Origin of the sequence: Pseudoalteromonas aliena (genome assembly GCF_038155085.1) — a bacterium.
GTDB lineage: Bacteria > Pseudomonadota > Gammaproteobacteria > Enterobacterales > Alteromonadaceae > Pseudoalteromonas > Pseudoalteromonas aliena_A.
Genome location: NZ_JBAKAU010000006.1, coordinates 159992 through 174741, shown reverse-complemented (window position 1 = coordinate 174741; position 14750 = coordinate 159992). Strand labels below are relative to the sequence as shown.

Annotated in this window: 11 protein-coding genes; 4 read left to right on the top strand and 7 right to left on the bottom strand. The window is 38.9% G+C overall.

Annotated features, from left to right (window positions below):
- The first annotated feature begins 226 nt into the window (after positions 1-226).
- The 3 genes from mutH to V6260_RS08370 all read left to right on the top strand — a co-directional run bounded on the left by mutH (position 227) and on the right by V6260_RS08370 (position 1948).
- Positions 227-898, top strand: a complete 672-nt coding sequence (gene mutH / locus V6260_RS08380; RefSeq protein ID WP_341593646.1) for a DNA mismatch repair endonuclease MutH — start codon at positions 227-229, stop codon at positions 896-898.
- Between the two features lie 167 nt (positions 899-1065).
- The gene (locus V6260_RS08375; RefSeq protein WP_341593645.1) at positions 1066-1356 is read left to right on the top strand and encodes a ribbon-helix-helix protein, CopG family; all 291 of its coding nucleotides are present in this window, start codon (positions 1066-1068) and stop codon (positions 1354-1356) included.
- Between the two features lie 190 nt (positions 1357-1546).
- Positions 1547-1948 (top strand): hypothetical protein, encoded by a 402-nt coding sequence (locus V6260_RS08370; protein ID WP_341593644.1) that lies wholly within the window; start codon positions 1547-1549, stop codon positions 1946-1948.
- A 709-nt stretch (positions 1949-2657) separates the two neighbouring features.
- Here V6260_RS08370 and eno read toward each other — a convergent pair.
- The 5 genes from eno to rlmD all read right to left on the bottom strand — a co-directional run bounded on the left by eno (position 2658) and on the right by rlmD (position 10319).
- Positions 2658-3956, bottom strand: coding sequence for a phosphopyruvate hydratase (gene eno, locus V6260_RS08365; RefSeq protein WP_256848707.1), 1299 nt, complete (start codon positions 3954-3956; stop codon positions 2658-2660).
- Between the two features lie 275 nt (positions 3957-4231).
- Entirely contained in the window at positions 4232-5866 is a 1635-nt protein-coding gene (locus V6260_RS08360) for a CTP synthase (RefSeq protein WP_341593643.1), read from the bottom strand.
- A 162-nt stretch (positions 5867-6028) separates the two neighbouring features.
- Positions 6029-6826, bottom strand: coding sequence for a nucleoside triphosphate pyrophosphohydrolase (mazG, locus tag V6260_RS08355; RefSeq protein WP_341593642.1), 798 nt, complete (start codon positions 6824-6826; stop codon positions 6029-6031).
- A 2-nt stretch (positions 6827-6828) separates the two neighbouring features.
- Positions 6829-8985: a GTP diphosphokinase gene (relA, locus tag V6260_RS08350; protein WP_341593641.1), complete on the bottom strand. Its 2157-nt coding sequence runs from the start codon at positions 8983-8985 to the stop codon at positions 6829-6831.
- Between the two features lie 8 nt (positions 8986-8993).
- Positions 8994-10319, bottom strand: coding sequence for a 23S rRNA (uracil(1939)-C(5))-methyltransferase RlmD (rlmD, locus tag V6260_RS08345; protein ID WP_341593640.1), 1326 nt, complete (start codon positions 10317-10319; stop codon positions 8994-8996).
- Positions 10320-10432: 113 nt separating this feature from the next.
- Here rlmD and barA point away from each other — a divergent pair, with 113 nt between their 5' ends.
- Positions 10433-13207 (top strand): two-component sensor histidine kinase BarA, encoded by a 2775-nt coding sequence (gene barA / locus V6260_RS08340; protein ID WP_341593639.1) that lies wholly within the window; start codon positions 10433-10435, stop codon positions 13205-13207.
- Between the two features lie 79 nt (positions 13208-13286).
- On the opposite strand, the gene pdxJ is transcribed toward barA, so the two are convergent.
- Positions 13287-14018, bottom strand: coding sequence for a pyridoxine 5'-phosphate synthase (gene pdxJ / locus V6260_RS08335; protein WP_341593638.1), 732 nt, complete (start codon positions 14016-14018; stop codon positions 13287-13289).
- A gap of 22 nt (positions 14019-14040) precedes the next feature.
- A complete protein-coding gene (gene recO, locus V6260_RS08330; RefSeq protein ID WP_341593637.1) occupies positions 14041-14733 on the bottom strand; it encodes a DNA repair protein RecO in 693 nt (230 codons plus the stop codon).
- Between the last annotated feature and the right edge of the window lie 17 nt (positions 14734-14750).

The following is a 14750-nucleotide window of genomic DNA, read 5'->3' as shown; positions in this document are numbered from 1 at the left end:
ATAGTTGTATTTATCCCAACAACTTTTAATAGCCTTAATCAAAACTGAATACATAACTTAAAAAAAACCAGCTAGCTCAGTAACTTAAATCAAACTGCTCAATTTTATACATGTACAAAATTAACCCAAACAACAGGCGGGCAAAAAACGAACAACCCTAAAGATATCCACGGCTTAGCCAATTTGCTATCATGGCTATGGTATTTATTCAACCGAAATTAATAGTATGCGACCATCAAAACCACACTCAATTAACGATCTAATGCAGCGCGTAAATCACATTGCCGGATTAACACTTGGCCAACTTGCAAACCAGTACCATTTTAAAACACCTGATGATTTACTTCGTGAAAAAGGCTGGACCGGGCAACTAATTGAATATGTACTTGGGGCTACAGCGGGTTCAAAACCTCTACCCGATTTTGAAGATTTAGGGATAGAGCTAAAAACACTCCCCATTTCTTACAAAGGTAAGCCGCTAGAGACTACGTTTGTATCGGTAACACCTTTAATAAACGTCACCGGTATGACATGGCATACCAGCTCTGTGCGTAAAAAACTAAATCATGTTTTATGGTTACCCATACTAAGTGAGCGAGATATAGCCCCGTTTGACAGAACGATAGGCAGCGGCTTTTTGTGGCAACCAACACCTGAGCAAGATGCGTTATTACAGCGTGACTGGGAAGAACAAATGGAGTTAATCGCACTCGGACGAGTAGATGAAATATCAGGCCACTTAGGGGATGCTATACAAATTAGGCCTAAGGCGGCAAACAGCAAAGTTGTCACTGATGCTATTGGTCCACATGGTCAAATTATCAAAACCCTACCACGTGGTTTTTATTTAAAAACCAGTTTTACGGGTGAGATTTTAAAACAGCAGTTTCAGCTTTAATTGCGCAAGGGTTGAACTCTAACTCAGAAATAGTTTAGCGAAGCCTTTACCTCTATCTTTGGTTCAGCCAAACGGGCTTTTGCAACAGTAATTAGCACCTCGTCGTCACTCGGATTTATAGGCGTATACGCTTTGTTTACACCCGTATACAACAGAGGCATTTTAGAATGGCCATTCTAAGCATCCGAATTGACGATAAATTAAAAGAGTCTTTAAATAGTGAGGCGCAAAAGCAAGGTATTTCTTTATCTGAATATGTGAAGAGATCACTGGAAAGTAAGAACGTTGATACCCACATACTAGCAATAGAGAGAAATTTAAAAAGCTCTGTTGATAGCATTAAAAGTTTAGCGCACGTCACTCAGGAAACTATACGCGAAGTTGAATTAAATATTCAGCGGCTAAATAAATCGCTTAAAAATGCCAATCACTCAAAAGATCTCAAAAAATTGAAATAAATATTAATTTGTATACCCCTCATCTTTGTATCAATCTCGCTCCCAGTATTTCACTTTAATATAGCTTATTTAAAAGCTTTGTTTTAACTTCGGGTAATTATAAAAACTCTACTTTAGAGCTATTCCCTCTTAATAACGGCACCCTTATTGCAACTTTTATAGACTTAAAACTAGCAAATGGATGTTAATTATGATTATCGGCAATCAAACAGCTACCTACAGTCAATACCAGTCAGCTCAACAATCTAAAGTCTCCCAAAAAGGCGGCAATGAACTGCCTGACGTCACAGGAAAAAATACTGAACCAAGAACTGTAGACATGCACAACATTGGGATGGATGAATTAAACGCACTTATCAAAGAAACTGGTGATGGTCGTTTGCTTGTTCTCCCATATGATAGCTTTAAATTTGAAAATGGCTCATTCGTTGGTGTGGAGAGTAAAGATTTCATTGCTCAAATAAAAAACAGTCGAGATTTTGCAAAAAGTATAGGAGATACAAAATCAGAAAAACAATGGTCAGATTTCCTTGATGTACTTCATGAATATGATGGATATCAATTATCCCCTAAAATCAATGTTGAAGCATAAATACAATTTATTAATTTATGCTTTAACATTATAAATTTATTGAATGTAAATTGAATCGTTCCAGTAACTAGGAGACGAAATTTAGCTTGATGAAACTAAGAAATCACCTTGTTGCGGGCCATAAAAATCAAAATAATAAAGCCAACCTGTGACTGTTTAACCCAGATTGCAGTTATGTATATCAATGCATAAAGTACCGCATAGATATATTTACTCTGAGCAAGACTTACATCAACTAAGGTTCATATCGAGGGATGGGTCTAAAACCCCAAATACTTTCGCTTAACCGTAAACCAATCAACAAAAAAGTGAGTATTTATTATCCCACATTAAAATAGATGCTGCGTCACGCTAGTTTACACTGTCGTATTAACCTAGAGGCCTTGGCCATACAGACGCCAATAACGAATTGCACAGACTCATTGAATAAACATGGCTGGGGAACACCGCTGTAATCCACCTAAAAATGAGTTAATTGCATCACTGGGAGTAAGTTAAAGGGTCTACTAGCAAATCTATAATTGTACTATATGGTGATAAGCGTTAAGCATAAGGTTTTTATAGTCCTGCTGTTGGCTAAGTGTACGCATTAACAAACTTCGTGCCTTGCTCCCAACTCTTTGGATAAAAGTATCTAATATAAAAAATCCCCGCCTGAGCGAGGATTTTATCATCTAAAATTAAATATTAGATTCTATATAAAATAGAATTACTGACCTTTAACTTCTTTAAGACCCTTGTAAGGTGCTTTTGAACCTAGCGCTTCTTCAATACGAAGAAGTTGGTTGTACTTAGCTACACGGTCAGAACGGCTCAATGAACCTGTTTTAATTTGACCTGCAGCAGTACCTACCGCTAAATCAGCAATAGTTGAATCTTCTGTCTCGCCAGAGCGGTGAGAAATAACAACTGTAAAGCCTGCGTCTTTTGCCATTTTGATTGCAGCTAACGTTTCAGTTAGTGAACCAATTTGGTTAAACTTAATTAAGATTGAGTTAGCAATACCGTTGTCGATACCACGTTTTAAAATCTTAGTATTTGTTACGAATAAGTCATCACCTACTAATTGGATTTTATCACCCATTAGTTTAGTTTGGTGTGCAAAGCCATCCCAATCTGACTCATCTAAGCCATCTTCAATAGACACAATTGGGTATTGCTCAGTAAGCTCTTGTAAGAAGAAGTTAAATTCTTCAGAAGTGAATTTTTTGCCTTCACCTTTAAGATCGTAAATATTTGCTTCTTTGTCGTAAAACTCAGATGCAGCACAATCCATCGCTAAAGTAATATCTTTACCTAACTCGTAACCTGCGTTTGCTACCGCAACTTTAATTGCTGCAAGTGCCGCTTCGTTAGATGCAAGGTTTGGCGCAAAGCCACCTTCATCGCCAACTGCTGTTGAGTGACCATCTGCTTTAAGTACTTTTGCAAGGCTATGAAATACTTCTGCGCCCATACGTAGGCCTTCTCGGAAGTTTGCAGCGCCAACAGGTTGGATCATAAACTCTTGAATATCTACAGAGTTATCTGCGTGCTCACCACCATTGATGATGTTCATCATTGGAAGTGGCATAGAGTAAACACCCGGTGTGCCGTTTAAATCAGCAATGTGCTCGTAAAGCTCTACTTTTTTAGACTGTGCAGCTGCTTTTGCAGTTGCAAGTGATACAGCTAAGATTGCGTTTGCACCTAGTTTTTCTTTGTTTTCAGTGCCGTCTAAATCTAGCATTACTTTATCAACAGCACTTTGTTCTAATGCATTTTGACCTTTTAGCGCATCTGCGATTTCATTATTAATAAAACCAACAGCGTTTAATACGCCTTTACCTAAGTAACGTGACTTATCACCGTCGCGTAACTCTAATGCTTCGCGAGTACCAGTAGAGGCGCCTGAAGGTGCAGCTGCACGACCCCAAGAACCATCTGCTAAATGTACGTCTGCTTCAACAGTTGGGTTACCACGCGAGTCCATAATTTCGCGACCGATTACTTTTACGATTTCTGACATCTTGATTCCTCTATATTCCCAAAATGGTGAGTTCAGCTAACTTTACTACGTTTTGTATAGTTTATACCAATTGCATTTAATTAGTGAGCTATCATAACGCTAAGAAAACAACTCAATAATAAGGCACAAATTATGACATATAGTTGTTCTATATGAGTAATTTTTAACGCAATTAGTAAATTATTTAATCCGATACAATGCCCATGTTTTTAATAAAATGGGTATTAGTCAGCCCTTAAAACAAAAAAGCCGTGCAATATGCACGGCTTTTAAAATTACGAATTAGCTTTTTGGTGAATGTGAGCCGCAGCTACAAACCCTTCAAATAGCGGGTGACCATCACGTGGGGTTGACGTGAATTCCGGGTGGAATTGCGCGGCAATAAACCATGGGTGATCTTTATTTTCGATAATTTCTACTAATTTTTTATCTTCTGATAAACCAGTAAAGCTCAAGCCTGCTTTTTCAAGCGCTTCTACAAAATTGTTGTTTACTTCGTAGCGATGACGATGACGTTCAACAATTTCAGCATTACCGTATACTTCATGTACTTTAGAACCTGGTGTTAAATGACATTTTTGTGCGCCTAAACGCATAGTGCCACCTAAATCAGATTTTTCATCACGTACTTCAATCTTGCCTTCAGCGTCTAACCATTCAGTAATTAAACCAACGACAGGCGCTTCTGAGTTAGCATTAAATTCTGTAGAGTTTGCATCAGTTAAACCTGCAACATTACGCGCGTATTCAATAAGTGCCACTTGCATACCTAAACAAATACCTAGGTATGGAACTTTGTTTTCACGTGCGTATTTAGCCGCTAAAATTTTACCTTCAACACCACGTCCGCCAAAGCCGCCAGGAACTAAAATAGCATCTAAATGAGATAGTAGTTCTACACCTTTGCTTTCTAAGTCTTGTGAGTCTACGTATTCAATATTAATTGTTAAACGATTTTTAAGACCCGCATGTTTTAGTGCTTCGTTAACTGATTTGTATGCATCTGGTAATTCAATGTACTTACCAACCATACCAATTGTTACTTCACCAGTAGGGTTAGACTCTTGATACAGTACTTGTTCCCACTCAGCGAGATCAGCTTCTGGCGCATCTAAATGAAAACGACGACATACAAAGTTATCTAATTCTTGAGATTTTAATAGCGCAGGAATTTTATAAATGCTGTCTACGTCTGGTAGTGAAATAACCGCTTTCTCTTCAACATTAGTGAACAATGCAATTTTTGCACGCTCGTTGTTAGGCAGTTTACGGTCTGAACGACAGATAAGAATATCTGGCTGAATACCTACAGAGCGCAACTCTTTAACAGAATGCTGAGTTGGTTTTGTTTTCACTTCACCCGCAGGGCCTAAAAATGGCACTAGCGTTAAGTGAATAAATAGCGCGCGTTCGCGGCCAATTTCAGTACCCATTTGACGAATTGCTTCAATAAACGGTTGTGATTCAATATCACCTACTGTACCGCCAATTTCTACAATCGCGATTTCATGACCTTCAGCACCGTCGTATACGCGTTGCTTAATGTCATTTGTAATATGTGGAATAACCTGAATAGTTGCACCTAGGTATTCACCACGGCGCTCACGACGTAACACGTCTTCGTATACACGCCCTTGTGTAAAGTTATTACGACTAGTCATTTTGGTACGAATAAAACGCTCGTAGTGACCTAAGTCAAGGTCAGTCTCTGCGCCGTCTTCTGTAACGTATACTTCACCGTGTTGAATTGGGCTCATTGTGCCTGGGTCAACGTTGATGTAAGGATCCAGCTTTAAAATGGTAACGTTTAAACCACGGGCCTCTAAAATAGCGGCTAGTGATGCTGCTGCAATACCTTTACCCAACGAAGAAACAACCCCGCCAGTAACGAAGATAAATTTTGTACTCATGCGAACCCTAGAATATCAGGAATTAAAAGGAATATAACACCCGAGAAAGAGACTCTGGGTATATCATCAAGACGGGGCGAAATTGTACCAAAACACGCCAGCGCAATCCAGCTAAAAATAGTAAAAGCGCGCACAAAAAATGTGCACTTTTTAACATTAAACCTATTTCACTTTTTTAATGGCATCCCACGCGTTGTCCATTTCTTCTAGGCTTGCAGTATCCAAACTTTTGCCTTGAGCAATTAAGTACGCTTGTACCTTTTCAAACCGCGCTGAAAACTTATCATTTGCTTGTCTTAAAAGTTGTTCAGGATCGCGTTTAACGTGGCGAGCAACATTAACTGTGGCAAACAGTAAGTCGCCTATTTCTTCTGCTGTATGCTCAGATCGAGGATCGTGTTCGAGCGCCTCTTTTACTTCTAATACTTCTTCGCTCACTTTATCAAGTGCGCCATGATAGCTTGGCCAATCAAACCCTAAGCCAGCAACACGTTGCTGAATTTTTTTAGCTTTACTTAGGCTTGGCATATTTGCAGGAATATCTTGCCAAAGCGAAGTATTAACCGATGAAGCTTTTTCAGCACGTTCTTGTGCTTTAATTGCTTGCCATTGCTTTGCTAACTGCTCGTCAGTTAACGCTTGCTGCTCGTTAAATACATGAGGGTGGCGGCGCACAAGTTTAGTGCTGAGCTGCTTTATAACATCATCAAAATCAAATAAATTTTTCTCTTTAGCTAACTGGGCATAAAACACAATTTGAAAAAGTAAATCGCCAAGCTCATTTTTAAGCTCACCTAAATTATTAGTCTCTATGCAATCGGCAACCTCGTACGCTTCTTCTAGGGTATGAGGAACAATTGATTTGAAATCTTGCTTAAGATCCCACGGGCACCCGCCGTTAGGATCTCGCAAGGTTTGCATAATATTTAAAAGCTCAGTTAATGCGTTTTGATCAGTCATGTTTATTGGCTGCGCTTAGCATCGTGAACACCTTCAATCTGAAGTAGTTTTGAAAGTACACGATTAGTACCTGATAAGTCATGTACTTCTATTTGCATAGTAAATACGGCAAGTTGGTCTGCACCAACCGTATTTACGTTCATGTTCAACACGTTGACCTTTTCGTTAGCAAGCACAGAGCTTATATCGCGGATTAAACCAGACCGATCGCTGGCCTCAATTTTTATGCTCAGTGCATAAGAGCCATTAATATCGTCAGACCAACTTACTGAGATCACGCGTTCAGGATGCTGTGTTTTTAAGTTATTAAATGAGTCGCAGTCATCTTTATGAACACCAATACCACGGCCTTGCGTTATATAGCCAATTATTTGATCGCCAGGTACAGGACGACAACACTTAGCTACATGGCTCATTAAGCTACCCACACCATCCACTACAATGCCGTTTTTATCACCCGTTACTTTACTTGGTGCTTTAAAACGTATAACTGGTTCATCTTCTGTACGATCGCTAACAAAGTTAAGCATTTGGTTTAACCGTACATCACCTGCGCCAATGGCAACCATCAAGTCATCGAGCTCTTTAAAATTAAAGCGCTTAATGGCGGGGTCTAAATCTTTGTAAGTTAAATCAAGCTTTTGAAGCTCGCTGTCGAGTATTTCTTTACCCGCACTTAGGTTTTTATCGCGGTCGAGCTGCTTAAACCAGTGATGTATTTTAGCTCTTGCACGCGATGATTTAATATAACCCAATGATGGATTTAGCCAGTCTCGGCTTGGATTAGGCTGCTTTTGAGTCAGTATCTCTACTTGATCCCCTGTTGATAACTGATGTGTAAACGGCACTATTTTGCCAAATACTTTAGCGCCTATACACCTGTGACCTACATTTGAGTGAATGTAGTAGGCAAAATCAAGCGGTGTAGCGCCTAATGGTAAATCAATAATATCGCCACTTGGGGTAAAGATGTACACACGGTCTTCGACTACTTGGTTTTTTAGCTCTTCCGCTAAATCGCCACCATCAACCACTTCTTCTTGCCATTGCAGTAATTTACGCAGCCAACTAATTTTTTGCTCGTAACCTGAGCCTCGTCCAGGTAATGCGCCTTCTTTATACATCCAGTGCGCAGCGACACCTAACTCAGCATCTTGGTGCATGTCGCTGGTACGAATTTGTATTTCAACTGTTTTACCCTCAGGACCAAATACCACAGTATGAATAGACTGATAGCCATTTTGCTTTGGTGTGGCAACGTAGTCATCAAATTCTTTATTAAGATGACGCCAGTTTGTATGTACTATGCCAAGCGCGCCGTAACAATCTTGTAGGCGCTCAACCACAATACGCATTGCGCGAATATCAAAAAGCTGATCAAACTCGTAGTTTTTCTGCTGCATTTTTTTAAAAATGCTGTAGATATGTTTAGGTCGCCCGTACACTTGCGCTTCTATACCGGCTTCACTTAAGCGGTTTTTTACCTGCTCAACCATATCTTCCATATAGGCTTCGCGAGCAAGTCGTTTATCATCTAACTGTTTAGCTATGCCTTTGTAGGTATCTGGGTGTAAATACCTGAACGATAAATCTTCAAGCTCCCATTTTAATTGCCCTATCCCTAAACGGTTTGCAAGTGGTGCAAAAATATCGGCTGTTTCTTTTGCGGCAATAACTCGCTCTTCTTCGTCGGCATCTTTTACATTACGTAAATGACATACCTGCTCTGCAAGTTTAATAACAACAGCGCGTACGTCTTCGACCATAGTTAATAGCATTTTTCGGATATTATCGACCTGCATAGTGCCTTTACCTTGGTGCGATAAAGTACTAATTGTGGCCATTTGCGCTACACCCGTTAACAGCATAGCAATGTTATTACCTAGCTGCTCTTCTATGGTTTCAAGCGATATAAGATCATTTAAAAAATAAGGCGTTAGATATGCAGTAGCTAACGATTCAGGGTCAAGATTTAGCTCAGCTAAAATTTCAACCATTTCGATTGCAGTAGTTTGCCTACTTTCATTATCACATTTTACGCAGAGCGCTTGCACTTTAGTAAGTAGCTCTGTTTTTTCCTCAGACAAGGAAAGAAATGAAAGCCGAGTGCTAAAATCCGTTGTCTCATCTTGCTGATGTGATTGCCGTGTAGCTACCATAATGCATTCTACCTCCGTTGAAATAACGCCATAGTTTCAATATGCCCTGTATGAGGGAACATATTCATTAGCCCAATTTTATTAAGATCAAAGCCAGCTTGTGAAATAATTGCGCTGTCACGGGCTAAAGTAACAGGGTCACAAGAGACATATAAAATAGTTTTAAACTGCTTTAAAGATAATTGCTCTAATACAGCCATTGCACCAGTCCTAGAAGGGTCAAGCACAAGCACGTCTAAATCTTTACTAAACCACGGCGCGTTTTGCATATTTTGCGTTAAATCAAAACAATGAAACTGCGCATTAGTAATTTGGTTAGTTTGCGCATTTTGAGCAGCCATTGCAACAGCTGAAGTGACGCCTTCAACGCCAATTACCGATTTAGCTTGTTTTGCCAACACCAATGAGAAATTACCAATACCACAAAACAAATCTAATAAATTTTCGTCCCCATTTAAATTCAGCCAATTTGCAGCTTGCTTTAACATAGCTTCGTTAACTTGCGCATTAACCTGAATAAAATTACCTAAACCAAATTCAAATTTTAAATCAAATTCTTTAATGTAATAAAATGGCATAGCTAAGTGCGAATGATCAATAATGTCACTCTCGCTTTGCCATACAATAGTATATTGCTGGTTGAGTGCAGCTTGTTCAACTATTGCCTTAAATTCATCGTTAATTGTTTTTGTGTGACGAATAATCACAAAGTTTTGCTCATCACTTTGGCATAACTGCAGATGGCTTATACTATGCAGCGCTTTATGTTGATTAATTAGCTCATCAAAAAGAGTAAATACATTTGCAAAAACATCATTAAGTACTGCGCATTTATTAATACTTACAATGTTTTTAGAGCCACTGGCTCTGTAGCCTACACGCATTTTTTTAGCAGCTTTATCAAGCATAACGGCAATCCGAGCACTGCGCCTGTAATGAGTTGATTTGCTCAATAGCGGAGTTTGCCAATTCAGCTCTTTTAATTTAGCAAATTTATTAAATAATTGAGTAACTGCTGTTTGCTTTTCAATAACTTGCTGAGCAACTTCTAGATGCTGTAGCTGGCAACCACCACAATGATTATAATGCTCGCAAAATGCATCAGTTCTAAATTCACTGGCGTTTATTACTTTTATTACTTTAGCACTACTGTATTTCGCTTTATCTTCAACAAGTGTTGCTTTAACCGTTTCATTAGGTAATGCACCACTTACAAAACACACTTTATTTTTATGCTTAGCAATACCACGCCCTTGATGGTCCATACCTGTGATATTTAATTCTAGTGTTTGTTGCTTAAGCGGTTTTTTTTTCGCTTTAAAAATTTGCGCCATTAGGCATTACCTTCACTTTATTTGTAATGCACCTATCTTTAGATGCTTTAGAATGCGTGTTGAACCGTATATACTCAAATCATACTAATAATGATAATAATAACGCTCACATTATGACCAAATTAGGCTTACGCGATTCTGTTATAACACTGACACTGATCCCCACGGTGATCATAGGATTACTACTTGGTGGCTATTTTACAATAAATCGTTACATTGAGCTTGATGAAATTTTATATCAGCAAGGTGCAACTATTTCTGAGCCGCTTGCTATTGCCCTTGAGCAGCCAATGCTCGAAAAAAATAAACAACTCTTAAATCGCCTTATAAGTTACACACATAACAAACACTCCCCTACAATTAAGTCGATCGCAATTTTCGATAAAAATAATACACTATTAATGACCAGTAATTACCATCGTTCATTCGAAAAACTAATTAATCAAAAAACACTTAAAAACTTAAATACCACCCGCATACAGAGATCAGATAACCTAATTACATTTTTCACCCCAATAGTTAACCACACAAGTCACGACTCTAAATGGGACCCGTCTGCTTTTCAGACATCTATCGGTACTGTAATTCTACAACTGAATAAAGACCAAGCAGTTATAGGGCAGCAACGAGCGCTATTAATTAGTGGTATTGTTATTATTTTATCACTTGCATTTGCCGCAATCTTGGCTTTCAGGCTCAGTCGCATGTTCATGACACCGCTTAATAAGTTAGTACTCGCTACCGACAAATTAGTTGAAGGTAAAAGAAGTACTGGTCTTAACGACAGCATGATCGGTGAGTTTGAATTATTGCGTGAAGGTCTAAATACTATTGCTCACACTATGGTGATGCAAAAAGATGAAATGCAAAAAAACATCGACCAAGCAACTAGCGACTATCGCGAAACATTAGAGCAATATGAAACTTCAAATATAGAACTCTCGTTTGCGAAAAAAGAAGCTCAAGATGCTAACCGTGTAAAATCAGACTTTTTAGCAAAGATGAGTCACGAGCTGCGTACTCCTCTCAACGGTGTTATTGGATTTACACGCCAGCTTTATAAAACACCACTAAACAAGCATCAAAAAGATTATCTCGACACTATTATGCTATCAGCAAATAGTTTAATGACTATTATTAGCGACATTCTAGACTTTTCCAAACTAGAAGCGGGTGCTATGGAACTTGAGTCGATTCAATTTCAACTTCGTGATGCTGTTAATGAGGTAATGACATTACTAGCACCTAGCGCACACGAAAAACAGTTAGAGTTATCTATATACATAAACCAGCACGTGCCAGATGACTTAACTGGCGACCCAACGCGCTTTAAACAAGTATTAATAAACCTCTTAAGTAACGCGATTAAGTTTACTGAAAAAGGCTCAATTAAGGTCGATATAAGTCACCGATTGCTTGATGACGAGCGCGCTTCTTTGTTAGTTTCGGTAACCGACACCGGTGTCGGTATTCCTATGGATAAGCAAGACTCGTTATTCACTCCATTTGGGCAAGCAGACTCAAGCATTACACGTAAATTTGGCGGCACAGGCCTTGGACTTATAATTACCAAACATATTGTTGAAGCTATGAATGGCCGCATATCATTAAACTCTGCACCAGGTAACGGTACATGCTTTACTTTTAATAGTGTATTTAGTTTGCCAAATCACGTTTTTACAAATGACTTACCGACTAAATCACTCATTGGTAAGCGTATCTTATATTTAGAGCCACATGAACATACACACCACGCTGTACTTTCGCTATTAACACAGTGGCAATCAAGCGTAACTGCATGTTTTAACGAAACTAGCTTTTTAGACGCTATAGAAAATACGGAGCATAGATATGATGTTTGTTTAATTGGTCATATGGCATCAGTTGATGATATGCAGCAGCTAAAAAGCTACGTAAAAGCCGTACGTGAATCTACGGACTACTTATATTTGATGCTTAATACTGTATCACACAGTATGCGTGAGTCTTTCATCAACTGTGGTGCAGATGCTTGCTTAAGTAAGCCACTTAATCACCGTAAGTTATGTGAAGTACTTGCCGCACCTTACAGGCTTGACCACCCTACTCATAATATTGAGCAAAACGATCAAGCTTTGCTGCCGTTAAAAGTACTGGTTGTTGATGATAACGATGCAAATTTAAAACTTCTTCATACTTTACTAAGTGAACAGATTGAAGTAATAGAAACGGCACATAATGGATCACAAGCATACAGCTTAAGTAAAAGTCATAAGTACGATGTGATTTTTATGGATATACAAATGCCAATTATGGACGGTATAACCGCATGCAAGCTTATACAGGAGTCATCACTTAATGAAGGTACACCAATTATAGCCGTAACGGCACATGCTCTCCAAAGCGAAAAAAAGCAACTGTTAAAAGATGGTTTCAAAGGCTATTTAACTAAGCCTATTGATGAGGACATGCTTAAACAAATTATTAGCGACCATAGCCCACAAACTCCGGTCAATCGTGATAAAACTAAAACAGATACACCACAAAGCCCAGCACCATTTCAAAGTAGTCGAATTGATTGGGCACAAGCCCTGCAACATGCTGGCGGCAAGAGCGAGTTAGCGCTAGAAATGCTTAATATGCTGCTCCTAAGCGTCCCTGAAACTCTTACATTACTTGCTAAAGCGATAAAGAGTAATGATTGTCAGCAAGTCTTAAGTATTGTCCACAAGTTTCATGGCGCATGTTGCTACACAGGTGTACCAAAACTTAAATCACTCGCAGAAACAATTGAAACATCACTTAAAAATAAGTGCTTGTTAGAGAATATTGAACCTGAATTATTTGAGTTACAGGACGAGCTTGAAAACCTCCTTGCAGATGCAAGTGCGACCGAACTACAAAGGTAAGGTTTTATTTTAGATACAAAAAAACGCGGTATTTACCGCGTGTTTTACTAAGATTTTTAAATGCTTATGTAGATTCGTATTACATTCTTGCTTCAATCATTAATCGCTTCATATCGCGCACGGCTTTATCAAGGCCATCTATCGCTGCGCGAGCTATAATAGCGTGGCCAATGTTTAGCTCGTATATTTCGGGCATTTCAGCAATTGGCTTAACGTTATGATAATGAAGGCCATGCCCTGCATTTACAATTAAGCCTATGCTTGCTGCATATTTAACGCCTTCGCGAATGTGCTCAAGCTCTTTATGTAAGTCAGTGTCATTAGTAGCGTCGGCATATGCGCCAGTGTGTATTTCAACAAATGGAGCGCCACATTCTTTTGCTGCGTCTAACTGCGCTTTATCTGCATCAATAAATAGCGATACTTTTATACCCGCGTCGGTAAGCGTTTTTATTGCTGCTTTAATTTTATCAATATTACCAGCTACATCTAAGCCACCTTCAGTTGTTAATTCTTCGCGCTTTTCAGGTACTAAACATACATACTCAGGTTTTACTTCAAGCGCTATTTTTATCATTTCATCGGTAACAGCGGTTTCAAGATTCATACGAGTTTGAATGGTTTTAGCCATCACATAAACATCGCGGTCTTGAATATGGCGTCTGTCTTCACGTAAGTGAATTGTAATACCGTCTGCACCTGCATGCTCTGCTACACTAGCTGCATGAGATGGATCTGGATAGCTTGTTCCACGCGCTTGGCGAAGTGTTGCAATATGATCTACGTTTACACCCAAAAGAATATCTTTCATTTTCTTACCTGTAAAATTACGTTTATTGAGAGGCCATAAATAACTCGCGGCTTTTTAATGGTTTACTACCTAATAAGGGTTTTAATAAATAGCGACTTAATTGCTTTGCCATATATAGCACATCGCTTTGGCTAAAATCATGATTTGCAATTGAATTAAGCTGTTTACCACTAAATCCTGAGCGTACATCGTCTTGCATTAAAAAACCAAGCTCAGGGAAATAGCTATACGTAAGCGCTTCGTCTATTGGCTCACCGCTTGCGTCAAAACTAAAATCAACACCGTAGCCTAAGAGCTCTAATAATTGAAACTCGTATGAGCGAAGCACTTCTTGCAAATTTGCCCCACTGTTCAGGTTTGCTAGATGAGATTTATACAGCTCAAACACTTGTTCGATTGGCTCATTAACAGGGACAATACGATTAGTGAGCTCATTTAAATAAAAACCACAGTAAAGCTCATCTCCCTTTAAAAAGTGCGAGTTGCCATGCAGTTCAAACTTATTGATATATTTTAAATCGTACTTGCCACTGTAATTAACAAGAAGTGCCTGAAACGGCTGAAGTTGTGCTTTATGTTTAGTGGCCTGGCGACCACTAATTCGAGCCAGCATTCTTAGCTGGCCGACACCTTCTACAAGCATATCTAACATTACTTGAGAATCACTATACGGACGCCTATGTAATAAATATGCTGTGTAGAAGTCGCTATCCATTCACTATGCTACTTATT